This is a genomic window from Intrasporangium flavum (genome assembly GCF_001956915.1).
In the GTDB taxonomy this organism is placed as follows: Bacteria; Actinomycetota; Actinomycetes; order Actinomycetales; family Dermatophilaceae; genus Monashia; species Monashia flava.
In genome coordinates this window covers 237,524-259,382 of the sequence record NZ_MLJO01000003.1, presented here as the reverse complement: position 1 = coordinate 259,382, position 21,859 = coordinate 237,524, and the positions used below count along the sequence as shown (strand labels likewise).

Here is a 21,859-nt window from a genome sequence, read left to right as displayed (position 1 = left end):
GTGGACGGGCTGCGAGGATGGCCCCATGACGGATGCGACGACCGACGCGCACACCCCCTACGCCGCCCATGTGGCGCTGCGCTGGTCCGACATGGACGCCTACGCCCACATCAACAACGTCCAGTTCCTGCGCCTGCTCGAGGACGCCCGCGTCATCGCCTTCCGCGACTGGTTCGACGCGAGCGGCGCCGGCGACAAGTCGCTCCTCGACGAGGGCGTGCTCGTCGCGCGCCACGAGATCGAGTACCGCCGGCCGCTCGGGTTCCGGCACGCCCCGGTCGAGATCCGGATGTGGGTCTCGCGCGTCGGCGGCGCCGGGTTCGACGTCGCCTACATCGTCACCGACCCCGAGGGCATCGACCCCGAGGGCACCGAGACCCGAGGCGCCGAGGTCGTCTACGCCGTCGCCGAGACCGAGCTGGCCCTCTACGACTTCGCCTCCGCGTCACCGCGGCGGATGCGGCCCGAGGAGCGCGCCGCCCTGCAGGCCCACCGCGGCGGCCCCGCGCCGTTCCGGCGTCGTCGGTGAGGCGGGCGGGATGAGCACCTCCACCCAGCACCTCGACCTCGGCGACCCCCGCGCCCTCGCCGACCTCGAGACCTTCCTCGGCCGCGCGCGGCGCGCCAACCCCGACGGGGCCGTGCGGCTGCAGGTCGTCGGCGGGTTCGTCCTCGTCACCGTCGCCGTGCTCGAGGGCAGCGGCCTGCTCGGCGAGGGCACGGTGCTCGGGCTGCGCGTCGCTCCCGTCCGTCCCGACGGCACCGACGACGCCGTCGACGCCACGGTGTCCTTCGCCTCGCTCGCCGACCGCCTGGCCCGGCGCGAGGCCTCCGCCGGCTCGAGCGTCCTCGCCGTGCCGCCCACGACGGTGCGGGCCTCGTGGAGCGGCCTGACCCCGCCGCGCGACGGCTGGGAGCCGGTCGGCCGGCTCTCGTCCGAGACCGTCGACGCCGTTGCGCGCGAAGGGATCTCGCAGGTCGCGCAGGGCACCCCTGACGGAGCCGGCGGTCACGCGGTCACGGCGCTCCGACGTCGCGTGTGGGGCGCGATGACCGACACCGTGCCGCCCGTGGCAGCGGGCCTCGCGTTCGGCGCGCACGTGCTCGGCTTCACCGCGCCCGGGGCGGAGGCGTCGGTGTCGACGAACGGACGCTGGACGCGTCTGTCGACGGCCCGCGGGCACGTCCTCGTGCGCTGACGCGTCATCCCGCCCGACGCGTCATCCCGTCCGACGCGTCAGCGCCCGGTCCACACACCCCGCTGGACGAGCACCTGCTTGAGCACGTCGATCCGGTCGCTGACGAGCCCGTCGACGCCGAGGTCGAGTAGCTCGTGCATCTGCACCGGGTCGTCGATGGTCCACACGTGCACCTGCTTGCCGGCGGCGTGCGCAGCCGCGACGAAGCCGGGCGTCACCACCTCGACGACGCGCCCCCGCACCGGGAACGAGGCCGGCACCTGGAACACCTCGGCGGGGGAGTGCAGCCACCGCGCGAGCCACCGCGGGCCGTAGCGGTTGACGGCCGCCCCGACGGGCGCCGCCGCTGTGGTGACGCGGCCGCGCGCGAGGCGTCGGAACGCGGCGATGTTGCGCTGCGAGAACGAGCCGACGCACACCCGGTCGTGCAGGCCGCGCTCCTCGACGAGCTCCCACAGCGCCGGGGCGGTGCCGGGCGCCTTGAGGTCGATGTTGAGGTTGACCGCGGGCCACGCGTCGAGCACCTCGGTGAGCAGCGGCACGTGCTCGCCCTCGCCGAGGGTGGCCGCGCGCACCTGCTCCCACGTGAGGTCGGCGATGAGCCCGGCCCGGTCGGTGACCCGGTCGAGGCGGGTGTCGTGGAAGGCGACGAGCCGGCCGTCCGCCGTCAGGTGGACGTCGGTCTCGAGGTGGGTGTAGCCGAGGTCCACGGCGTTGCCGAACGCCGTCATCGTGTTCTCGAGACCGACGTTGGGCCGGTAGAGCGCGCCGCCGCGGTGTGCCAGGGCCACCGGCGTCCGGGCGAGGTAGGGGCGGGGTCGCGGGGCCGGCACGGTCATGCCGCGAGACTAGGCGCTCACGGCTCGCCCCGGCACCCCTGCCCGCTCGGCCCCGGACGCGACGAGGGCACCCCCGGAGACCGGGAGCGCCCTCGTGCGCGGTGCGGGGCTCAGGCCCAGAGGGCCCAGACCGTGGTGTCGGCGGGCACGCGCCCCTCCTCGAGCGGACCCGACGTGACGAGCACGTCGACGCCCTCGGGCAGCTCGACCGGCTCGGTGCCGAGGTTCGCCACGACGAGGACGCGCTCGCGGTCCTGGCCGCCGTTGGTCAGCGCGACGACGTCCTCGCCGTAGCCCTCGACCCACGTGAGCGAGCCGGTGCCGAGCGACAGGCGGCGACGCGCGGCCAGCAGCGACCGGTAGAGCTCGAGCGTCGAGCCGGGCACGCCGGTCTGGCGGTCGACGGCGTACTCGGCGTAGACGGCCGGCTGCGGCAGCCACGTCGCGTCGGACGGGCCGAAGCCGAGGCTCGGGGCGTCGGCGACCCAGGGGATCGGCACGCGGCAGCCGTCGCGGCCGGTCTCGGCGCCGTTGGTCCGCGCGAAGGTCGGGTCCTGGCGGAACTGCGCCGGCATGTCGGTGGAGTCGGGCAGGCCGAGCTCCTCGCCCTGGTAGACGTACGCACCACCGGGTAGCGCGAGCATGAGGGCCGTCGCCGCCCGCGCCCGGCGCAGGCCGAGCGCGCGGTCGGGCTGCGGGTCGGTGGCGCTGATGCCGTTCATCCGCGGCGTGCCCGGGGCGTAGCCGAGGCGCGACGCGTGCCGGACGACGTCGTGGTTCGACAGCACCCACGTCGAGGGCGCGCCCACCGAGTCGGCGGCGTGCAGCGACGAGGTGATGACGGCGCGCAGGTCGCCGGCCACCCACGAGGAGGTGAGGAAGTCGAAGTTGAACGCCTGGTGCATCTCGTCGGAGCGGACGTACTTGACGGCGCGCTCCTGCGGCTCGACCCACGCCTCGGCGCAGAGGATGCGGTCGGGCGTGCCGTAGGACTCGAGGATCGTGCGCCAGGCGCGGTAGACCTCGTGGACGCCGTCCTGGTCCCACATCGGGCTGCGCTTCGTGTGGTCGATGCGCGGGGCGTCGTCCTGCTGGACGGCCGGGGTGGCGTCGTCGTCGTGCTCGGCGTGGCCGAGCATGACCGTGCGCTCCTCCTCGGTGTCGGGCAGGCCCTGCTCCTTGATGAGGCCGTGCGCGACGTCGACGCGGAAGCCGTCGACGCCCCGGTCGAGCCAGAAGCGCAGGATCGACTCGAACTCGGCGCGCACCTCGGTGTGCTCCCAGTTGAAGTCGGGCTGCTTGGGGTCGAACAGGTGCAGGTACCACTGGCCGGGGCGGCCGTCGGCCTCGGTGACACGCGTCCACGCGGCACCGCCGAAGACGGACTCCCAGTTGTTCGGGGGCAGCTCGCCGTGCTCGCCGCGGCCCTCGCGGAACATGTAGCGCTCGCGCTCGGCCGAACCGGGGCCGGCGGCGAGGGCGGCCTGGAACCAGACGTGCTCGTCCGAGCTGTGGTTCGGGACCATGTCGACGATGACCTTGAGTCCGAGCTCGTGGGCGCGGGCGATCATGGCGTCGGCGTCGGCAAGGGTGCCGAAGATCGGGTCGACGTCGCGGTAGTCGGCGACGTCGTAGCCGGCGTCGGCCTGCGGCGAGGTGTAGAACGGCGAGAGCCAGATCGCGTCGACGCCGAGGGCGCTCAGGTGGGGCAGCCGCGCGGTGATGCCCGGCAGGTCGCCGATGCCGTCACCGTTCGCGTCGCTCCAGGAGCGGGGGTAGATCTGGTAGATCACGGCCTGGCGCCACCACGCCGCGTCGGGGCGGTCGGCGGCGTGGATCGGGCTGGCTGCCTCGCGGACGCCCGCCGCGGTGTCGGTCGTGAGGGTCTGGGTTGCTGATCGCGTCACGGGCCACCATCGTTCCGCATCACGACCGAAACTCAAAGAAAGATCTGCAAGATCTTGCATGGCGTCACCCCGACCGGGTGTCCGCGCCCGGTGGTAGGCAGGGTCCATGCGCTACGGCTTCGTCGTCCCGTTCACCACCGAGCACGAGTTCGTCGAGCTCGCGCGGCTCGGGGAGGAGCGCGGCTGGGACGCCGTCCTCACGTGGGAGGCGCTCTTCGGCACCGACGCGTGGGTGCTGCTCGGCGCGACCGCCGTGGCCACCGAGCGCATCCGGCTCGGCACCCTGCTGACGCCCGCCTCGCGGTACCGGCCGTGGGACCTCGCCACCGACGTCGGCACCGTCGACCGGCTCAGCGCCGGCCGCGCCTTCCTGTCGGTCGGGCTCGGCGCGCTGCACCCCGGGTGGACCGCGTTCGAGGCCGACGAGGGCCGGGGCACCCGGGCGCGCAAGCTCGACGAGTGCCTCGACGTCTATGCCGGGCTGACCCGTGGCGACGACCTCACCTACGAGGGAGAGTTCTACCGCGCCGTGCCCTACGACTTCCCGAAGCCGGCCCTGACGCCGCAGCGCCCGCACCCGCCGGTGTGGGTCGTCGGCGCCCCGACGCCGGGTGGCGGGCGGCAGCGCTCGCTGGAGCGGGCGGCGCGATGGCAGGGGCTGATCCCCGCCGTGCACCCTCCCGACGGCGAGCCGAAGACCGTCGAGGCCTTCGCCGGAGTCGTCGACCCGGTGCGAGAGCTGCGGGCCGGGCTCGGGCTGCCCTGGGAGGGCTACGACGTCGTCGTCGAGGCCGACTCCTGGGGCGACTTCGCCACGCTCGAGCCCGCCGAGCCGGCGGCGTGGGCCGACGCCGGCGCCACGTGGTGGGTCGAGAGCTGGTGGGACGTGCCGGCCGGGCCCGACGGCGTGGCCGAGCTGCGCCGACGCGTCGACGCCGGGCCGCCGCACCGCTGACGGGCGCCGGGCGGTCGCACCGACGGCCCGTGAGGTGCGGGTCAGTCGCGCCGTCCCAGCTGCTCGCGCTGGTCGTCGGTGAGCGCCGTGATGCGGTGCAGGTAGTCGGTCATGAACGCCAGCTGCTCGGGCGAGAGCTCGTCGAGCATCGGGCGCCCTGCGGCGACGAGCGGGCCGTAGGCCTGCCAGGTCAGCGCGTTGCCGTGCTCGGTCATCTCCACGAGGACGGCCCGTCGGTCGGTCTCGGAACGGCGCCGCCGCACGAGCCCGCGTCGGGCCAGCCGGTCGACGAGGGCCGTCGTCGCGGCTGGGCGCAGGCCCGTGGCCGTGCTCAGCTGCCCGGCGGTCTTCGGGCCGTCGACGAGCCAGTCGAGGCAGCGCAGGTCGCTCGGGCCGAGGTCGAGCAGCCGGCCGACGGCGTCGTCGAACGCCTGGACCGAGCGCTGGTACTGCTGCATCGCGCTGCCGAGAGCCTCGACGAGGTCGTCACGGGCCGGTTGACGAGAGGGGCTCACCGCGCCTACCTTTCGAAAATCAAATCATTTGGTTCTCGTAAGAAAGGCTATCAAGATGCGCGCACTCGTCGTCGGAGGCGGCATCGCCGGCCCCGCCACCGCCCTGGCCCTGCACCGGGTCGGCATCGAGCCCGTCGTCCTCGAGGCGTGGCCCCGTGGCGACGGCGACAAGGGCTCCTACCTCACCCTCGCCCCGAACGGCCTGCACGCGCTGGACGTTCTCGGCCTGCGCGAGGTGGTCGAGCCGCTCGGCTTCCCCACGCACGGCCACGAGGTCGTCGGCAGCACCGGCTGCCACCTCGGCTCCCTGTCGCTCGGGGTGCCCCTCGAGGACGGCCGGGTCGGCCTGACCCTCAAGCGCTCCCGGCTGGCGCTCGCCCTCGCCGACGAGGCGGCGGCGCGGGGCATCGACGTGCGCCACGGCGCGCGGGTGCTGGAGGCCCGCGGGGCAGCCGACAGCGTGGAGGCCCGCCTCGCCGACGGCAGCACGGTCAGCGCCGACCTGCTCGTCGGCGCCGATGGCGTCCACTCCGTCGTGCGTCGGGCGATCGACCCCGACGCGGCACCCGCGCGCTACGTCGGCCTGACCAACTTCGGCGGCATGACGCCCGCGCCCTCGGCCACCGGGCTCGCCGCCGCGCTGCCCGAGCGGGCCTGGCACTTCGTCTTCGGGGCCCGGTGCTTCTTCGGCGCACACCGCACCCCAGCCGGTGACGTCGTGTGGTTCGTCAACGCGCCCCGCCCGCCGATCACCCCCGAGGAGCGGGCCGCCACGACGCCCGAGCTGTGGAAGGAGCACCTGGCCGGCCTCCTCGACGCCGACGCGGGCCCGGCCGCCGCGCTCGTGCGCGCGGGACGGCTCGAGCTGTGGGCCGACAACACCCACGACCTGCGCCACGTCGCCACCTGGCGCCGCGGCCGCGTCGTCCTCGTCGGCGACGCCGTCCACGCGCCCGCACCGAGCTCGGGCCAGGGGGCCTCGATGGCGCTCGAGGACGCCGTCGTCCTGGCCACCAGCCTGCGCGACCACCCGACCCCGGAGGTCGCGCTCGCGGCGTACGAGCAGGCCCGACGGCGACGCGTCGAGCGGATCGTGGCCGCCGGCGCCCGGAGCAGCAGCGCGAAGGTGCCCGGACGCGTCGGGCGCGGGGTGCGCGACGCCGTGCTGCGCGTCGTCTTCCGGTACGTCGCCACCGAACGAGCCGGCGCGTGGATGACCGGCTACCGCGTGCCGTGGGAGAAGGCCGGCGCCCCACCGCTAGCGTCGAGGCCATGACGACCTATGTCACCGCCGCCTTCTGCCTCCTGCGCGACGGGCACCTGCTCACGGTGCGCAAGGGCGGCTCGAGCCGGTTCATGCTGCCGGGCGGCAAGATCGACCCGGGGGAGTCGCCGTACGAGGCCGCGCTGCGCGAGGTGACCGAGGAGGTCGGGCTCGTCCTGCCGGACGGCACCGGCACGCCGCTCGGGCGCTTCCACGACGTCGCCGCCAACGAGCCCGACTCGTGGGTCGACGCGACGGTCTACGTCGCACCGCTCGACCCGGCCCACCGGCCCGAGCCGCGCGCGGAGATCGCCGAGCAGCGCTGGCTCGACCTCGCCGGGGAGCTGCCCGAGGACCTCGCGCCGTTGCTGCGCAACCACGTCGTCCCGGCGCTGCGCGCCCTCTAGGCGCCTGGGCGCCGGCCGCGTCAGTGCGGGCCGTCGTCCATCTCGATGACGCCCGCCGCGGCCGCCTTCTTCACGGCGTCGGCCTCGGCCTGGGTGAGCGTGCCGTCCTTGACGGCCTGGGCCAACCGGGCGTCGAAGGCCTTCTGCCGGTCGGCCTGACGAGCCGCCTGCTCGGCGGCGACCGCGGCACGCACCTTCGTCACGTCCATGCCGAGCCGCTTGGCGAGCGCGGCGGTGAACGCGTCCGTCGCGGCCTTCTGCTGGGCCGCCGTGGGCGGGCCGGTGGGCGGCGCCGTGGGCTTCGGCTGTGCGGCGCGCAGGTCGTCGCGCGCGCCCTTGACCGCGTCGCGCAGGGCCGACTCGCTGACGCCGAGCCGGCTCGCGAGGTCGGAGAGGTCACCGCCGAGGTGGCCGAGCCCATGGCCCGGGCCGCCGACGCCGCCCGGCCCCCAGCCGTGCCCGTGCCCCTTGCCGTTCCCGTTCCCGTTGCCGTTCCCGTTGCCGGACGCAGTGGGTGCGGGCGTCGTCGCGGCCACGGGCAGGACCGCGGCAGCGGGCGAGGTGGGCGGGCCCGACGCGTCGGCGCGACCGACGGCGGCGGCCCCGAGGACGGCGGCGAGCGCGGCGGCGCCCGCCGCGACGGCGCCCACGACGGTGCGGTTCAGCTCGACCATCCCGGCCTCCCTGCCAGTGCTGGTGCCACGGCACCCGTGACTGGCACCAGCACAGCACGCGCGCGGGCCGCGTGTGCACAGTTCGTGCTGTGACTTGCTGTGAGTCGTGGTCGGGCCGTGCCGGAGCACGGGCTCAGAAGGTGCCGTCGGGCCCGGGGGCGTTGACGAGCGAGTACGCGGCCCGCGTCAGGTAGTCGCGCAGGAGGTCGTCGTGCTCGGGGGCCAGGCCCAGGGTGTCGACGGCGTTCATCATGTGCAGCAGCCACCGGTCGCGCATGTCGGGCGTCACGGTGAAGGGCATGTGACGCATCCGCAGCCGGGGGTGGCCGCGCTGCTCGGAGTACGTCGTCGGCCCGCCCCAGTACTGCTCGAAGAACATCCGCAGGCGCTCCTCGGCCGGGGCGAGGTCCTCCTCCGGGTACAGGGCACGCAGCGGCTCGTCCTGCGCCACGCCGCGGTAGAACTCGTGGACGAGCTTGGTGAAGGTCTCGTGGCCGCCGAAGTCCTCGTAGTAGGTCACGCGCGCCAGTCTCTCAGGTGGGCTTCGGGCCGGTCAGAGCGGCTTGCCGCCGCCGTAGGGCGGCAGGGCCGGGGACGGGCTCTTGATCCCGGCCCGGTCGAGGGCGCCCTTGACCTGCTCGCGGATCTCGCGCTGGATGGCGAACTGCTCGTTGGCCACGGTCTTGGCCAGCACCCGGATCGTGATGACGCCGGCCGACATCGACTCGACGCCGACGACGTTGGGCTCCTCGAGGAGGATGTCGCGCCACCGATCGTCGTCGTCCATCACCGAGACGACGTCGCGGATGACGCCGATCGCCTTCTCGACGTCCTGGTCGTAGGCGATCGGGATGTCGACCATCGCCGTCGACCAGCCCTGCGTCTTGTTGCCGATGCGGATGATCTCGCCATTGCGGACGTACCAGGTCATGCCCTGCGCGTCGCGCAGCTGGGTGATGCGCAGCGACACGTTCTCCACGGTGCCGACGGCCTCGCCGGTGTCGACGACGTCGCCGACGCCGTACTGGTCCTCGATGATCATGAAGACGCCGGACAGGAAGTCCTTGACGAGGCTCTGCGCGCCGAAGGCGAGCGCGACGCCGCCGACGCCCGCCGACGTGAGGATCGGGGTCAGCGGGATGCCGACGAGGGAGAGCACGGTCAGGCCCGTGACGCCGAAGACGACGAATGTCGTGATGCTCTTGAGCAGGGCCCCCATCGTCTGGGTGCGCTGCACGTGCCGGGCGTTCGCGGCCCCCACGGAGCTGGGCGCGCGCCGGCCGCCGAGCATGCCGGCGAGCCGCTCGGCCCGCTTCGAGGCGGCGGTCGCGACCACGCGGTTGATGAGCCGGTGCACGAGCCAGCGCACGACGATCCCGAGGACGATCGTGACGATGATGAGCAGGGGCGTGCCGACGAGCCAGTCGCCGACCTCGGTCCAGCTGAGCTGGGGCATCGAGAGCTCCAACGCTCCCTCCGTTCCGGGCAGTGGCGGTGTGGTCGCCGATGGCTGGGTCAGGGTCGTGAGTAGGTCAGTCACAGAGTCTCGGTCGGTGCTCTCGGGGGCAGGTGGAGGGATGCTGCGCGACGCCGGGGCGTCGTCCTCGATGGTCGCAGACGCCGGGCGGCCGCGACCGGGCGGGTGAAGCGGGAGAGCGCCCGCCCGGCCCCGGGACGGGGCCGGACGGACGCTCGGGCGCCGGACGCGTCAGGCCCGGCGGTCCGCCTCCTGGGCGCGCAGCGCGCGGGCGATGGTGTCGCGGTTCTCGGCCACGGTGCGCACGAGGCCGGCCTGGGCGTCCGGGTTGGCCGTGAGCCAGGCGTCCGAGGCCTCGAGCAGCGCGGTGTTGGCGAGCGAGAACGGGTAGAACCCGCCCACGACGCGCTCGCCGATGGCGACGCTGCGCGCGGCCCACGCGTCGACGAGCATCTCGTGGTACTTCGCCACGTAGGGCTCGAGGAGCGACAGGTCGGTGCTGCGGCGGAAGCCGGCGGCGACCGAGTCGACCATCTGGTTGGACAGGACGTTCTGCTCGACGGCCTTGGCCCACGCGTCGGCCTTGGCCTCGGCGGTCGGGCGCGAGGCCAGCGCCTCGGCGTGCCGCTCCTTGCCGGTGGCCGTCGGGTCACGGTCGAGCTCGGCCTCGAGCTCGGTGTCGGTGACGACGCCGAGCGCGGCCAGGGCGCGGGTGAACGTCCAGCGCAGCTCGGTGTCGACCGTCAGCCCCGGCAGCGACGCCTCGCCGGCGAGCAGCGCCCGGAAGCGGTCGGCGTCGGTGGCGTCGGCCGTGGTGTTGGCCCACGCCTCGACGAGCTGGAACTGGGCGTCGCTGCCCGGCTCGGCCGACTCGGCCAGGGCCCGCAGCGAGCTGCTGAGCAGCGCCGAGGTCTCGGCCCGGTGCTCGGGCGCCACGTAGAGGCGCGCCGACTGGACGATCTGGCTGAGCAGGACGCGCAGCAGCGTCGAGTCGCTCTCGCCCGGGAGTGTCTCGAGGACGAACCGCACGAAGTCGCGGGCCGACATCTCGGCGTCGCGCGTCATGTCCCACGTCGCGCCGAGCACGAGCGAGCGGGGGAGGGAGTCCTGGAAGCCCCGCGGGTGCGCCAGCGCCGTGGCGAGCGAGCGCTCGTCGAGGCGGATCTTGGCGTAGGCGAGGTCGTCGTCGTTGAGCAGCAGCAGGTCCGGCTGCGCGGCGCCGACGAGCTCGGCGAGCTCGGTGCGCTCACCGGCGACGTCGACCTCGTGGTAGGCCGTGCGGACGAGGTCGTCGCCCTCGACGGAGTAGAGGCCGATGCCGAGGCGGTGCGGCCGCAGCGTCGGGTACTCCTCGGCGGCGGACTGCTCGACGGCGAAGCGCGTGTAGCGGCCGTCGGCGTCGACCTCGAACGACGGGCGCAGCGTGTTGACGCCGGCCGTCTCGAGCCACAGCTTGCTCCACTCGGTCAGCTCGCGGCCCGACGCGGCCTCGAGCTCGCCGAGGAGGTCCGAGAGGGTCGTGTTGCTCCACGCGTGCTTGCGGAAGTACTCGCGCAGCGCGGCGACGAACGGCTCGCGGCCGACGTAGGCGACGAGCTGCTTGAGCACCGAGGCGCCCTTGGCGTAGGTGATGCCGTCGAAGTTGACCTCGACGTCCTCGAGGTGGCGCATGTCGGCGGCGATCGGGTGGGTCGAGGAGAGCTGGTCCTGGGTGTAGGCCCAGGCCTTCTCGGCCGTGCCGAACGTCGTCCAGGCGCTGCTCCACTCGGTGGCCTCGGCCTGGCACGTCGTCGAGGCCCACTCGGCGAACGACTCGTTGAGCCAGAGGTCGTCCCACCACTTCATCGTCACGAGGTTGCCGAACCACATGTGGGCCAGCTCGTGCAGGATCGTCAGCGCGCGGCGCTCGATCTTGGCCTCGCTCACCTTGGAGCGGAAGACGTAGATCTCGGTGAACGTCACGGCGCCGGCGTTCTCCATCGCGCCCATGTTGTACTCGGGCGTGAAGACCTGGTCGTACTTCTCGAACGGGTAGGCCTGGTCGAACTCCGACTCGAAGAACGCGAAGCCCTTCTTCGTGCAGTCGAAGATGTTGTCGGCGTCGAGGTGCTGGGTCAGCGACTTGCGGCAGAAGACGCCGAGCGGCACGGTGCCGCGGCGGGTCTGCACCTCGTCGCGGACCTCGTCGTACGGGCCCGCGATGAGCGCCGTGATGTAGGAGGAGATGCGCGGGGTCGGCGCGAAGGTCCACGTGGCCTTCTCGACGCCGTCGGCGACACCGGCCGGCTCGGGCTGCGGCGTCGGGGAGTTGGAGATGATCTTCCAGTGCGCGGGCGCCGTGACGGTGAACGCGAACGACGCCTTGAGGTCGGGCTGCTCGAAGACCGCGTACATGCGGCGCGAGTCGGGCACCTCGAACTGGGTGTAGAGGTACACCTCGTTGTCGACCGGGTCGACGAACCGGTGCAGGCCCTCGCCGGTGTTGGTGTACCGGCCCGTGGCCTCGATGGTCAGCTCGTTGTCGGCGGCGAGGCCGGGCAGGGCGACGCGCGAGTCGGCGAACAGCTGCGCCGCGTCGAGGTCGGCGCCGTTGAGGGTGACGCGCTCGACCGAGTCGGCGATGAGGTCGATGAAGGTGTCCGTGCCCGGCTCGGAGCAGGCGAACCGCGCCGTCGTGACCGTGCGGAACGTCTCGGGGCCCGTGGTGAGGTCGAGACGGACGTCGTAGCTGTCGACCCGCAGGACGGCGGCGCGAGCCGCTGCCTCCTCGCGGGTCAGGTTCTTGCCGGGCACGAAGGGACCTCCTGGGGACGGAAAGTGCGTGGCGTGCGGCGCAGGCGGTACCGGTCGGACGGCCTCGTCGCCCGGACATCCTCGCACGGGACCACCCCGTCACCGCCACCGCGATACCGCGCCCGATCCCGCGCCGGACCCCGCGCCCGACCCCGCGCCCGACCCCGCAGTGGAGGGCCGGTGCTGGCGCCCGCGGGCGGGTGCGAGGATGGGCGGCATGACGGAGGCCACCCCAGCACCCCTCACCTCGACGACCCACCCGGACACCGAGGGCGGCGGGGGCGGCGGGGGCCACGACGTCGAGATGTGGTTCGACCCCATCTGCCCGTGGGCGTGGATGACGTCGCGCTGGCTCATGGAGGTCGAGAGCCTCCGCGGCCTGAACGTCACGTGGTCGGTGATGAGCCTGGCCGTCCTCAACGAGCACCGCCACGACCTCGACGCCGCCTACCGGGCGCGCATGGACGAGGCGTGGGGCCCGGTCCGCGTCATCATCGCCGCCGCCGAGGCGCACGGCCACGGTGTCGTCAAGCCGCTCTACGACGCCATGGGCACCCGCATCCACCTGCGCAGGATGAGTGACTTCGACGCCGTCATCCGCGAGTCCCTCGAGGAGGTGGGCCTGCCCGCGGCGCTCGCCAAGGAGGCCCACCACAAGAAGTTCGACGCCGCCCTGCACCGCAGCCACAAGCGCGGCATCAGCCTCGTCGGCACCGAGGTCGGCACGCCGATCATCTCCGTGGCCGGCGTCGCCTTCTTCGGGCCCGTCGTGACGCCCGCCCCCAAGGGCGAGGACGCGCTGCGCCTCTGGGACGGCTGCGTGCTCGTCGCCTCGACGCCCGGCTTCTTCGAGCTCAAGCGCACCCGTACGCTCGGCCCGATCTTCGACTGACCACCCGCACGCACCCCTGCACCAGACCCCGACGCACCCAAGGACGGACATGCGCATCCACATCGGCGGCGACCACGCGGCCTACGACCTGCACCAGGCTCTCCTGACCCACCTGCGCGAGGCCGGCCACGACGTCGTCGACCACGGCCCGTTCTCGTTCGACGCGCTCGACGACTACCCGGTCTTCGTCCTGCGGGCCGCGGAGGCCGTTGCGGCCGAGGCGGGTTCGCTCGGCGTCGTCCTCGGTGGCTCGGGCAACGGCGAGCAGATGGCGGCCAACAAGGTCCGCGGCGTCCGCGCCGCCCTGGCCTACTCGACCGAGATCGCGAGCCTCGCGCGCGAGCACAACGACGCGCAGGTCGTGTCCATCGGCGCCCGCTTCACGGCGGTCGCGGACGCCATCGCGATCGTCGACACCTTCATCGGGACGAACTTCTCAGATGGGGAGCGCCACGCGCGTCGTCTCGGTATGGTTTCCGCGTACGAGAACACGGGGGACTTGCCGGCGCTGCCGGACTCGGACGCGTCCTGACCTGACGCCCCGGGCCGGCTCCCCTCCAGCCCAGCAAGGGAGGCACGTGGCGACCAACGAGAGCATCGTCTCTCGCCGTTCGGGCTACGCTGCCGGACCCCTCCGACGCCTCAGCCTCCTCGGCCCGTGGCTGTCGCGCGCGCCCTGGGTCATCGTCGGCATCTTCCTGTCGCTCGGGGTCCTCGCCACCGTGGCCGTATACGTCTGGCCGGTCTCGGTGCCGTGGAGCGTCTACTGCCTCCTCGTCGTCGGGGCGGGGCTGTTCCTCGAGCCGCGCTTCCTGCTCGTCGTCTTCATCGGCCTCTTCCTGGCCATGGCGATCCTCGGGGTGTACCTCTCGGGCATCAAGACCGCGACCACCGGCTCGCAGATCGTCACCGTCGTCACCATGCTGCTCATGCTGTGGCTCTCGCACGCCCGGGCCCAGGTGGGCGTCGTCGGGGTCAGCGGCGAGTCGATGCTCGTCGACATGCGCGACCGGCTGCGCGCCCAGGGCGAGCTGCCCGACCTGCCGCCGACGTGGCAGGCCGAGGTCGCGCTCGAGTCGGCCTACGGCGACGGGTTCGCCGGCGACTTCGTCGTCGCGAGCCGGTCCACCGACGGGCGCACGCTCGAGGTCGCCCTCGTCGACGTGTCGGGCAAGGGCCGCGAGGCCGGCACCCGATCCCTCCTGCTGTCCGGGGCCCTCGGGGGCCTGCTCGGCGAGACCCACGAGGACGGGTTCCTCCAGTCGGCCAACAACCACCTGCTCCGGCTGCGCTGGGCCGAGGGCTTCGCCACGGCGGTGCACGTCGCCGTCGACCTCGAGAGCGGCAACTTCACCATCGGCTACGCCGGGCACCCCGCCGCCGCGCAGTTCGCGGCCGGTTCGGGCCGCTGGCGGATGCTGACCGGCGGTCGCGGCCCGCTCCTCGGCGTCATCGAGGAGGCCACCTACCCCCGCGAGAGCGGCACGATCCGCCGCGGCGACGCCCTCGTCCTCTACAGCGACGGCGTCATCGAGGCCCGCGACAAGGCGCTCGTCGACGGCATCGACCGGATGCTCGGACGGGCCGAGTCGTTCATCCGCACCGGCTTCGAGGGCCTGGCCCAGCGCCTGTGCGACCAGGCCGCGGCGGGCCTCGGCGACGACCGGGCCGTCGTCACCATCTGGCGCACCTGACGCCTCGGGCGCGGCCGGCGTTCGGGCGGGGGAGCGTCCCGTCACTACGATGCCCGCGTGGACGAGCAGCCCGACGACCAGACCTCCCAGCCCCCGACGCGGCGCAAGGCGCACGACGTGCCCGACCTGCCCGAGGGCGTCAGCCCCGCCCGGGTGCGCAGCTTCGTGCGCCGCGGACGCCTGTCGACGCTGACCCTCCAGCGGATGGAGACGCTGGCCCCGGCCCGGGCGCTGCCGGCGGGCCCCTTCGACCCCGTGGCCGCGTTCGGACGGGTCGCACCCGTCGTCCTGGAGATCGGCTGCGGCCACGGGCACGCCGCCATCGCCTACGCCTCCACCCACCCCGAGCACGACCTGCTCGCCATGGACGTGCACACCCCCGGTGTCGCGCGCATGCTCGCCGACGCCGAGAAGGCCGGCGTGCCCAACCTCCGCGTCGAGGTCGGCGACGCCGTCGTCTTCCTCGAGGAGCGCGTCGGCGACGCCGTCCTCGACGCCGTCCACCTCTTCTTCCCCGACCCGTGGCGCAAGACGAAGCACACCAAGCGACGCTTCGTCAGCCCGACCAACCTCGACCTGCTCGCGCGCGTTCTGGCGCCCGGCGGCCACGTCCTCGTCGCCACCGACCAGGACTTCTACGCCGAGCACGTCCTCGAGGAGGTCGCCGCCCACCCGCGCTTCAGGGCGCGACGCGTCGAGCGTCCCTCCTGGCGGCCGAGCGACGGGTTCGAGGCCAAGGGCCTGCGCGCCGGACGCACGATCAACGAGCTGCGCCTGGACCTGCTCCCGTTCGCCGACTGAGCCGGGTCGGTGCCTTCGCACCTTCTCCAGGTCAGGTGTCGGTCCGGGGCCGGTTCGAATTGCTTCCGTCCTGCCAGCAGAAGTCTCATCGAGGCGGGGGCAACAGGATGCCGCCGTCGCGTCCCGTGGCTCGTTCCTCGCCTCGGTGCGCTCCGGCTCCCGGCATCCTGTGGCCCCGACGAGCGAAAGGCCGGGCTGGAGCGACTCCGTCGCTTCCAGCCCGGCCTTTCGTGATGTCGGGGCAACAGGATTTGAACCTGCGACCTTCCGCTCCCAAAGCGGACGCGCTACCAAGCTGCGCCATGCCCCGTTCGCGCCCGCGGACGCGACGAACCCGCTGGCAGCGGGTCGAATTCGGCGGACCGGGCGCGAACCAGTAGGCTAGCGCCTCGGATCGCCGGCACCGACCGGCACTCCTGCGGGCGTAGCTCAATGGTAGAGCCTCAGTCTTCCAAACTGATTACGCGAGTTCGATTCTCGTCGCCCGCTCCAGAAAGCCGGTGGCACCACCACCGACCGGGCTCCTACCGTGGACGCGTGCACCGCCCCGACCTCCAGGACGCCCTCCGCGACCGCGACGCCGTCCTCCGCTCGTTCCTCGCGCCCGACGGCTCGCTCACCGCGATCCCGACGAAGATCCGCAAGCGTCTCGTCGTCCTCGACCTCCTCGCCCAGCAGTTCGAGCCCGGGGAACGCTACGACGAGACGCAGGTCAACAACGCGCTGCGGGCCTACCACCCGGACGTCGCGGCCCTGCGTCGCTACCTCGTCGAGGAGGGCTTCCTCGACCGCGCCGACGGGCGCTACTGGCGCAGCGGCGGCACCGTCACCCCGTGACGGCCCGGGCCGGACGCGTCGGGCGACCTCACCCGGCCCGGAAGCCCAGCGCCTCGGACAGGTAGGACTCCGCACCCTCGGCCTCCAGGCCCGCCTCGACCGCCGCGGCCGTGCGGGGCGAGGGCCACCCGTGCAGCCAGAAGAGCGCGAGCCCGCCCGGCAGGGCGATGAGCAGCGTCACCCACGTGTGCGGCGTGAAGACGAACGACACGGCGAAGGCCACGAGCACCGGCGCCTCGGCGAAGGCGGTCCGCAGGATCGTCGTCGAGGTGAAGTACCGCAGGCTCGTCGTCTCGGCGTTCTCGCGCGGCAGGCCCTGGGGGAGGGCCGGCACCGTGTAGCCGACGCGGCGCACGAGCACGGCCGAGCCGACGAGCACGACGAGCACGACCGCGACGGCGGGCCACGACGGCATCGGGGCGGCCGGGTCGACGAGGATGCGCACCGCCGAGAGCATGAGGGCGCCGATGCCGACCATGCCCGAGACCATCTGGATCGTCCGCAGCGTCCCGAGGGCGCCGGAGGGCACCGGACGCGTCGGGTCCGACGGGCTGGGCGACGGGGCCGGCGACTCGCTCATGGGCCCCGAGCATAGGCGAGCGCGGGGGCGGCGCCGTCGGCGCATTTAGCCATCCGTCGTGCGGCCTATAGCATGGTGCGTCGGTTCCATGTCCAGCGTCGGCGCCACCGTCGAAGCGCGCCGGCCCCCAACTGCCCCAGATGGAGTACCCCGCAGTGAAGAGTGCCCTCGAGACCCTCAGCCCGACCCGGGTCAAGATGACCGTCGAGGTCCCGTTCGAGGAGCTCAAGCCGAGCCTCGATGCGGCCATCAAGCACATCGGCGAGCACATCCAGGTCCCCGGCTTCCGCAAGGGCAAGATTCCCGCGCGCATCATCGAGCAGCGCGTCGGCCGCGCGGCCGTCCTCGAGGAGGCCGTCAACAACGCCCTCCCGACCTTCTACGGCCAGGCCCTCGAGGCCAACGAGGTCCGCCCGCTCGGCCAGCCCGAGATCACCGACCTCAAGGTGCCGGCCAAGGACGGCGAGGACTTCAGCTTCACCGCCGAGGTCGACAAGCGCCCCGAGATCGAGCTGCCCGACTTCTCCGACATCGAGCTGACCGTCGACGAGGCCACCGTCTCCGACGACGAGGTCACCAAGCGCCTCGACGACCTCCGCGCCCGCTTCGGCACCCTCAAGGGCGTCGAGCGCGCCGTCCAGGACGGCGACTTCGTCTCCATCGACCTGGCCGCCGAGATCGACGGCGAGGAGATCGACGCGGTCAAGGGCGTCTCCTACGAGGTCGGCAGCAAGAACATGCTCGACGGTCTCGACGAGGCCCTCGTCGGCATGAGCGCCGACGAGACCAAGACCTTCACCGCCCCGCTCGCCGGTGGCGACAAGGAGGGCCAGGACGCCGAGTGCACCGTCACGGTCACTGCCGTCAAGGAGCGCGAGCTGCCCGAGCTCGACGACGAGTTCGCCCAGCTGGCCTCGGAGTTCGACACGCTCGACGACCTCAAGGCCGACCTCGCCCAGAAGGCCGAGATCGACGCGAAGTTCGCCCAGGGCGTCGCCGCCCGCGACCAGCTCCTCGACGCGCTGCTCGAGAAGGTCGAGGTCCCGGTGCCCGAGGGCGTCGTCGAGGCCGAGGTCCACAACCACCTCGAGGGTGAGGGTCGTCTCGAGGACGACGAGCACCGCGCCGAGGTCGACGAGAGCACCCGCAAGGGCCTGCGCACGCAGCTGCTCCTCGACGCGATCGCCGAGAAGGAGGAGGTCCAGGTCCAGCAGCAGGAGCTCATCGAGTTCCTCGTCATGAGCTCGCAGCAGTACGGCATGGACCCGAACTCCTTCGCCCAGCAGATCGACAAGGACGGCCAGATCCCCGCGATGGTCTCCGAGGTCGCGCGCCGCAAGGCCCTCGCCACGGTCCTCGAGAAGGTCTCCGTCAAGGACACCGCCGGCAACACGGTCGACCTCAACGAGGCCGTCCCGGGCTCCGAGGGTGACGAGGACGAGGCGCCCGTCGCCGAGGCCACCGAGGCCACCGAGGCCACCGAGGAGAAGGCCGACGCCTGACGCGTCCCGCTCCTTCGCACGAACGGCCGGTCCCGCTGGGGCCGGCCGTTCGTCGTGTCCGGGCCCCGTGCGTCGGGGACGCCACCGCGCGGACCGGTCGCGGATGGGTACGGGACGGGCATGAGCACCCACGACGAGAGCACGCCCGGCCTGACCGACACCGACATCAACAGCGAGCGGCCCGACGGCTCGGGCGGCGAGGGCACGTCGGCGACGACGAGCGGCACCTCCGACGGCAGCCCGGCCGACGCGTCCGGCGCGGCGACCGACGAGGACGTCGAGCGCGGCAACGCCGACGGAAGCACCCCGAGCGCCGCCCCGCGCGAGGACGTGCTGGGCGACGCGCAGGACACGACCGGCTCCGGCACTGGCTCCGACGCGCAGGCGTGGGCCGACCAGGCGAGCGCCGAGGGGGAGTCCGGGCAGGACAACGGCCTGAACGAGTGACGCGTCGGTACGCGTCGACGCCTGTCGACGCCTGAGCGCCCCCGGCTTGCGCCGGGGGCGCTCAGGTTTGTGCGCTCACGGCGAACAGGACCCGAATCGGGAAATCTGCTCCGGGGGGTGCGCGTTAGGGTCAGTGACGAGCCGGCCGGTGACGGACCGGGACCCCGTGGCCGGGGCCGCGGACGCCGCCAGGACCGGACAACTTCGACGATGGAGACATGGTGAACTCGGACATCTCCGCCAACGGCAACGGCCAGCCGGGTGGTCTCGACGACCACATCTACAACCGCCTGCTCAAGGAGCGGATCATCTTCCTCGGGTCCGACGTGCGCGACGACAACGCGAACGCCATCGCCGCGCAGCTGCTGCTGCTGTCGGCCGAGGACCCCGAGAAGGACATCTGGCTCTACATCAACAGCCCCGGCGGGTCCATCTCGGCCGGCATGGCCATCTTCGACACGATGAACTGGATCCCCAACGACGTCGCGACCGTCGCCATGGGCATGGCCGCCTCGATGGGCCAGTTCCTCCTGTCGGCCGGCACGAAGGGCAAGCGCTACGCCACGCCCCACGCCCGCGTCATGATGCACCAGCCCTCGGGCGGCATCGGCGGCACGGCCACGGACATCAAGATCCAGGCCGAGCAGATGCTCTACGTCAAGAAGCAGATGGCCCAGCTCATCGCCGAGCACACGGGGCAGACCGTCGACCAGATCGAGAAGGACTCCGACCGCGACCGCTGGTTCAGCGCGGAGGAGGCCAAGGAGTACGGCTTCGTCGACCACGTCTTCAGCCGCTCCGACCAGGCCGTCGAGGGGCGCGGCGTCGGGTCTGCCGACGCCAAGCCGGACGCCAACTGACCACGGCTGCAAGGACTTTGGAGAACACCATGATGATCGAACCCACGAACCGTCTCGCCGTGGCGCAGCCCTCGAGCCGCTACATCCTGCCGCAGTTCGAGGAGCGCACGTCCTACGGGATGAAGCGGTCCGACCCCTACAACAAGCTCTTCGAGGACCGCATCATCTTCCTCGGCGTGCAGGTCGACGACGCGTCGGCCGACGACATCATCGCCCAGCTGCTCGTCCTCGAGTCGCTGGACCCCGACCGCGACATCCTCATGTACATCAACAGCCCCGGTGGCTCGTTCACGGCGATGACCGCGATCTACGACACGATGCAGTTCGTCCGACCCGACATCCAGACGTTCTGCATCGGGCAGGCGGCCTCGGCCGCGGCCGTGCTCCTCGGCGCCGGCGCGCCGGGCAAGCGGTTCGCCCTGCCGAACTCCCGCATCCTCATCCACCAGCCGGCGCTCTCGGGCGGCGACTACGGGCAGGCCTCCGACATCGAGATCCAGGCCAACGAGGTGCTCCGCATGCGCACCTGGCTCGAGGACACCATGGCCCACCACACCGGCCGCACGTCCGACCAGGTCCGCCAGGACATCGAGCGCGACAAGATCCTCGGTGCTGCCGACGCCAAGGAGTACGGCCTCATCGACGAGGTGCTCGCCTCGCGCAAGGCCTCGCTCGAGGTCTGAGTCAGGCGCATGCGCGAAGGGCCGGGTCCGTCTGGACCCGGCCCTTCGCGTACCTGCTTGGATGGTGGCGTCCGGGTGGTGCGCCGATCGAAGGAGCAGACATGGCGAGTGCGGAGTTCGAGCAGGCGGTCGAGGCGGTCAAGGGCCTGACGACCGACCCCGGCAACGACGTGAAGCTGACGCTCTACGGCCTCTTCAAGCAGGTCACGCAGGGCGACGTCAGCGGGTCCCGGCCCGGGATGATGAACCCGGTCGGCCGGGCCAAGTACGACGCGTGGGCCAAACTGTCCGGCACCGCCCCGGAGGCCGCCGAGGAGCAGTACGTCGCGATCGTCCGCGACCTCACCTCCGCCTGACGCGTCCCTCCCGCACCCGCGTCCCAGCGCGTCAAGCGACCGTGTGGCGCGTTGTCGCGCCCGCCCGGCGTCCGCCTGCGCAACAAGGGGCCACATGGCACGTTGTCGCGTCCGATCCGTTCCGCCGGCCGCCACAAGGGACCACGTGGTGCGGTTCACGCGGGGACGGCGAGGTCCTCCGGCAGGCTCGGGAAGTGCAGCCGCCACGCGTCGGACAGGCGGGGCACGTGCATTCCCTGGTCGCGCATGGCTGCGGCGATCCGACCCAGGGTGCGCGCGGGCGTCCGGTAGAGGTCCTTGGATCGGACGACGACGAGGCGCCAGCCGTCGCCGTCCATCCACTCGCGCCCGTCGATGCCGCTGTCCCACTGATCGTCGGACTCCGCGTGATGCCGGCCGTCGTACTCGATGACGAGCCGTGCGTCGGGGAACGACAGGTCGAACCGGAAGCGGACCCGGTCGTCCGGCCACCGGATGCGGTGGTCGACCACCGGCCCGGGGAGCCCGGCCAGCACCATGAGCATCCGGAGGCGCGTCTCCATCGGCGAGTCGACGGCGGCCCGCACGAGCGAAGCGGCGCGTCGAGCCAGGCGACGCGCCCTGCCCCGGTAGGCGGCCGATGCCTCGACGAGCTGGGTGGGCGTCACGACGCCGGCCCTGACGAGTGAGTCGCCGGCGACGACGAGGTCGACGAGCCCGAGGTCGTCGCTGAGGTCGAGGAAGGTCGAGGCGGGCGTTGTCAGCCGGATCCCGTGCCGCGTCGTACCGCGCTGCCCGGGCTTCGGCCGGTGGGCCCTGAGCCCGGCCCCGCGCGGGCGAGTGTGGCCCGTCACGTGCACGAGGCCGTCGTCGGGGACGACGGCGCCCCAGACGCGAGCGGCCGTGTGGTGCGAGGCGACTCCCGCGGGGCCCGCGACGAGCAGCCCGGCCCGTGCCGCGACGACCGGCGTGACCGGCACCGACGCCGACACGTAGACGCCCCGGAGCAGCCTCCGGTAGCGCCCGGAGCGCAGGTCCCAGACGCTGACTCCCGGCGGCGGGACGACCTGGCGTCGCCCGCTGACGGGGTCCGTGGTGGTCGCGACCCGGGGCCTCGGGGTGGTGCTGGCGTGCCGTGCATGGCCCGATGCTCGCGCAGGGGAGCCTGCCGCCGAGCGGCTCATCCCCAGCCCGACAG

24 protein-coding genes and 2 tRNA genes are annotated in these 21,859 nt (G+C 72.9%); 16 read left to right on the top strand and 10 right to left on the bottom strand.

Translation table 11 applies throughout. From position 1 onward, the window contains the following. The first annotated feature begins 25 nt into the window (after positions 1–25). The gene (locus tag BIV28_RS02840) at positions 26–529 is read left to right on the top strand and encodes an acyl-CoA thioesterase (protein ID WP_076259105.1); all 504 of its coding nucleotides are present in this window, start codon (positions 26–28) and stop codon (positions 527–529) included. Between the two features lie 10 nt (positions 530–539). Next, complete coding sequence (locus BIV28_RS02835; RefSeq protein WP_076259104.1) at positions 540–1,199, top strand: DUF8185 domain-containing protein; 660 nt, start codon at positions 540–542, stop codon at positions 1,197–1,199. 38 nt (positions 1,200–1,237) lie between these two features. On the opposite strand, the gene BIV28_RS02830 is transcribed toward BIV28_RS02835, so the two are convergent. Together BIV28_RS02830 and BIV28_RS02825 are read right to left on the bottom strand one after the other, a co-directional pair. Further along, entirely contained in the window at positions 1,238–2,038 is an 801-nt protein-coding gene (locus BIV28_RS02830) for a glycerophosphodiester phosphodiesterase family protein (protein WP_076259102.1), read from the bottom strand. A gap of 110 nt (positions 2,039–2,148) precedes the next feature. Continuing rightward, positions 2,149–3,945, bottom strand: coding sequence for a glycoside hydrolase family 13 protein (locus BIV28_RS02825; RefSeq protein WP_076259101.1), 1,797 nt, complete (start codon positions 3,943–3,945; stop codon positions 2,149–2,151). 106 nt (positions 3,946–4,051) lie between these two features. Between BIV28_RS02825 and BIV28_RS02820 the strand changes: the two genes are divergently transcribed. After that, a complete protein-coding gene (locus BIV28_RS02820) occupies positions 4,052–4,900 on the top strand; it encodes an LLM class flavin-dependent oxidoreductase (protein ID WP_076259099.1) in 849 nt (282 codons plus the stop codon). A 41-nt stretch (positions 4,901–4,941) separates the two neighbouring features. On the opposite strand, the gene BIV28_RS02815 is transcribed toward BIV28_RS02820, so the two are convergent. Next, positions 4,942–5,415, bottom strand: a complete 474-nt coding sequence (locus BIV28_RS02815; RefSeq protein ID WP_076259097.1) for a MarR family transcriptional regulator — start codon at positions 5,413–5,415, stop codon at positions 4,942–4,944. A gap of 55 nt (positions 5,416–5,470) precedes the next feature. Here BIV28_RS02815 and BIV28_RS02810 point away from each other — a divergent pair, with 55 nt between their 5' ends. Then, positions 5,471–6,691 carry an FAD-dependent monooxygenase gene (locus BIV28_RS02810; protein WP_076259095.1) on the top strand — a complete coding sequence of 407 codons (1,221 nt, stop codon included), beginning with the start codon at positions 5,471–5,473 and terminating at the stop codon, positions 6,689–6,691. Further along, on the top strand, positions 6,688–7,086 hold the full coding sequence (locus tag BIV28_RS02805) for an NUDIX hydrolase (RefSeq protein ID WP_076259093.1): 399 nt from the start codon (positions 6,688–6,690) through the stop codon (positions 7,084–7,086). Before BIV28_RS02810 ends, BIV28_RS02805 begins: the two co-directional genes overlap by 4 nt. 20 nt (positions 7,087–7,106) lie before the next feature. On the opposite strand, the gene BIV28_RS02800 is transcribed toward BIV28_RS02805, so the two are convergent. From BIV28_RS02800 to pepN, 4 genes are all read right to left on the bottom strand, one after another. Beyond that, entirely contained in the window at positions 7,107–7,760 is a 654-nt protein-coding gene (locus BIV28_RS02800) for a hypothetical protein (protein ID WP_083706973.1), read from the bottom strand. A gap of 133 nt (positions 7,761–7,893) precedes the next feature. Then, the gene (locus BIV28_RS02795) at positions 7,894–8,280 is read right to left on the bottom strand and encodes a globin (RefSeq protein WP_076259091.1); all 387 of its coding nucleotides are present in this window, start codon (positions 8,278–8,280) and stop codon (positions 7,894–7,896) included. A 33-nt stretch (positions 8,281–8,313) separates the two neighbouring features. Further along, complete coding sequence (locus BIV28_RS02790; protein WP_076259435.1) at positions 8,314–9,216, bottom strand: mechanosensitive ion channel family protein; 903 nt, start codon at positions 9,214–9,216, stop codon at positions 8,314–8,316. Positions 9,217–9,468: 252 nt separating this feature from the next. Then, a complete protein-coding gene (pepN, locus tag BIV28_RS02785; RefSeq protein ID WP_076259089.1) occupies positions 9,469–12,030 on the bottom strand; it encodes an aminopeptidase N in 2,562 nt (853 codons plus the stop codon). A 304-nt stretch (positions 12,031–12,334) separates the two neighbouring features. Here pepN and BIV28_RS02780 point away from each other — a divergent pair, with 304 nt between their 5' ends. Genes BIV28_RS02780 through trmB form a run of 4 tightly spaced genes read left to right on the top strand, consistent with a single transcriptional unit; the run spans position 12,335 to position 15,417 of the window. Continuing rightward, complete coding sequence (locus tag BIV28_RS02780) at positions 12,335–12,922, top strand: mycothiol-dependent nitroreductase Rv2466c family protein (RefSeq protein ID WP_076259433.1); 588 nt, start codon at positions 12,335–12,337, stop codon at positions 12,920–12,922. A 49-nt stretch (positions 12,923–12,971) separates the two neighbouring features. After that, the gene (locus BIV28_RS02775; protein ID WP_076259087.1) at positions 12,972–13,454 is read left to right on the top strand and encodes a ribose-5-phosphate isomerase; all 483 of its coding nucleotides are present in this window, start codon (positions 12,972–12,974) and stop codon (positions 13,452–13,454) included. Positions 13,455–13,500: 46 nt separating this feature from the next. Next, positions 13,501–14,616, top strand: a complete 1,116-nt coding sequence (locus BIV28_RS02770) for a PP2C family protein-serine/threonine phosphatase (RefSeq protein ID WP_083706971.1) — start codon at positions 13,501–13,503, stop codon at positions 14,614–14,616. A 57-nt stretch (positions 14,617–14,673) separates the two neighbouring features. Next, complete coding sequence (gene trmB, locus BIV28_RS02765; protein WP_242652735.1) at positions 14,674–15,417, top strand: tRNA (guanosine(46)-N7)-methyltransferase TrmB; 744 nt, start codon at positions 14,674–14,676, stop codon at positions 15,415–15,417. A 236-nt stretch (positions 15,418–15,653) separates the two neighbouring features. On the opposite strand, the gene BIV28_RS02760 is transcribed toward trmB, so the two are convergent. Continuing rightward, a tRNA-Pro gene (locus BIV28_RS02760) sits at positions 15,654–15,727 on the bottom strand. Between the two features lie 108 nt (positions 15,728–15,835). Between BIV28_RS02760 and BIV28_RS02755 the strand changes: the two genes are divergently transcribed. After that, positions 15,836–15,909: transfer RNA gene (locus BIV28_RS02755), tRNA-Gly, on the top strand. Between the two features lie 45 nt (positions 15,910–15,954). Continuing rightward, complete coding sequence (locus BIV28_RS02750) at positions 15,955–16,254, top strand: DUF2087 domain-containing protein (RefSeq protein WP_076259086.1); 300 nt, start codon at positions 15,955–15,957, stop codon at positions 16,252–16,254. A gap of 28 nt (positions 16,255–16,282) precedes the next feature. Here BIV28_RS02750 and BIV28_RS02745 read toward each other — a convergent pair whose 3' ends face one another. After that, on the bottom strand, positions 16,283–16,834 hold the full coding sequence (locus tag BIV28_RS02745) for a hypothetical protein (protein ID WP_242652734.1): 552 nt from the start codon (positions 16,832–16,834) through the stop codon (positions 16,283–16,285). Between the two features lie 155 nt (positions 16,835–16,989). Here BIV28_RS02745 and tig point away from each other — a divergent pair, with 155 nt between their 5' ends. The 5 genes from tig to BIV28_RS02720 all read left to right on the top strand — a co-directional run bounded on the left by tig (position 16,990) and on the right by BIV28_RS02720 (position 20,682). Next, positions 16,990–18,336, top strand: coding sequence for a trigger factor (tig, locus tag BIV28_RS02740; RefSeq protein WP_076259084.1), 1,347 nt, complete (start codon positions 16,990–16,992; stop codon positions 18,334–18,336). 120 nt (positions 18,337–18,456) lie between these two features. Further along, the gene (locus BIV28_RS02735) at positions 18,457–18,783 is read left to right on the top strand and encodes a hypothetical protein (protein WP_076259082.1); all 327 of its coding nucleotides are present in this window, start codon (positions 18,457–18,459) and stop codon (positions 18,781–18,783) included. A 218-nt stretch (positions 18,784–19,001) separates the two neighbouring features. Further along, positions 19,002–19,643 carry an ATP-dependent Clp protease proteolytic subunit gene (locus tag BIV28_RS02730; RefSeq protein ID WP_076259080.1) on the top strand — a complete coding sequence of 214 codons (642 nt, stop codon included), beginning with the start codon at positions 19,002–19,004 and terminating at the stop codon, positions 19,641–19,643. A gap of 29 nt (positions 19,644–19,672) precedes the next feature. Further along, positions 19,673–20,326, top strand: coding sequence for an ATP-dependent Clp protease proteolytic subunit (locus BIV28_RS02725; RefSeq protein WP_076259078.1), 654 nt, complete (start codon positions 19,673–19,675; stop codon positions 20,324–20,326). Positions 20,327–20,427: 101 nt separating this feature from the next. After that, on the top strand, positions 20,428–20,682 hold the full coding sequence (locus BIV28_RS02720; RefSeq protein WP_076259076.1) for an acyl-CoA-binding protein: 255 nt from the start codon (positions 20,428–20,430) through the stop codon (positions 20,680–20,682). 155 nt (positions 20,683–20,837) lie between these two features. Here BIV28_RS02720 and BIV28_RS02715 read toward each other — a convergent pair whose 3' ends face one another. Then, positions 20,838–21,845, bottom strand: coding sequence for a hypothetical protein (locus BIV28_RS02715; RefSeq protein ID WP_076259074.1), 1,008 nt, complete (start codon positions 21,843–21,845; stop codon positions 20,838–20,840). Positions 21,846–21,859: the final 14 nt, after the last annotated feature.

Coding starts and splice junctions, on each gene's coding strand:
- BIV28_RS02780 (WP_076259433.1), top strand. CDS start 12,335: ATGTGGTTCGACCCCATCTGCCCGTGGGCGTGGATGACGTCGCGCTGG.
- BIV28_RS02725 (WP_076259078.1), top strand. CDS start 19,673: ATGATGATCGAACCCACGAACCGTCTCGCCGTGGCGCAGCCCTCGAGC.
- BIV28_RS02715 (WP_076259074.1), bottom strand. CDS start 21,845: ATGAGCCGCTCGGCGGCAGGCTCCCCTGCGCGAGCATCGGGCCATGCA.
- BIV28_RS02830 (WP_076259102.1), bottom strand. CDS start 2,038: ATGACCGTGCCGGCCCCGCGACCCCGCCCCTACCTCGCCCGGACGCCG.
- BIV28_RS02810 (WP_076259095.1), top strand. CDS start 5,471: ATGCGCGCACTCGTCGTCGGAGGCGGCATCGCCGGCCCCGCCACCGCC.
- BIV28_RS02835 (WP_076259104.1), top strand. CDS start 540: ATGAGCACCTCCACCCAGCACCTCGACCTCGGCGACCCCCGCGCCCTC.
- BIV28_RS02805 (WP_076259093.1), top strand. CDS start 6,688: ATGACGACCTATGTCACCGCCGCCTTCTGCCTCCTGCGCGACGGGCAC.
- BIV28_RS02745 (WP_242652734.1), bottom strand. CDS start 16,834: ATGAGCGAGTCGCCGGCCCCGTCGCCCAGCCCGTCGGACCCGACGCGT.
- BIV28_RS02790 (WP_076259435.1), bottom strand. CDS start 9,216: ATGCCCCAGCTCAGCTGGACCGAGGTCGGCGACTGGCTCGTCGGCACG.
- BIV28_RS02775 (WP_076259087.1), top strand. CDS start 12,972: ATGCGCATCCACATCGGCGGCGACCACGCGGCCTACGACCTGCACCAG.
- BIV28_RS02800 (WP_083706973.1), bottom strand. CDS start 7,760: ATGGTCGAGCTGAACCGCACCGTCGTGGGCGCCGTCGCGGCGGGCGCC.
- BIV28_RS02735 (WP_076259082.1), top strand. CDS start 18,457: ATGAGCACCCACGACGAGAGCACGCCCGGCCTGACCGACACCGACATC.
- BIV28_RS02840 (WP_076259105.1), top strand. CDS start 26: ATGACGGATGCGACGACCGACGCGCACACCCCCTACGCCGCCCATGTG.
- BIV28_RS02730 (WP_076259080.1), top strand. CDS start 19,002: ATGGTGAACTCGGACATCTCCGCCAACGGCAACGGCCAGCCGGGTGGT.
- BIV28_RS02820 (WP_076259099.1), top strand. CDS start 4,052: ATGCGCTACGGCTTCGTCGTCCCGTTCACCACCGAGCACGAGTTCGTC.
- BIV28_RS02720 (WP_076259076.1), top strand. CDS start 20,428: ATGGCGAGTGCGGAGTTCGAGCAGGCGGTCGAGGCGGTCAAGGGCCTG.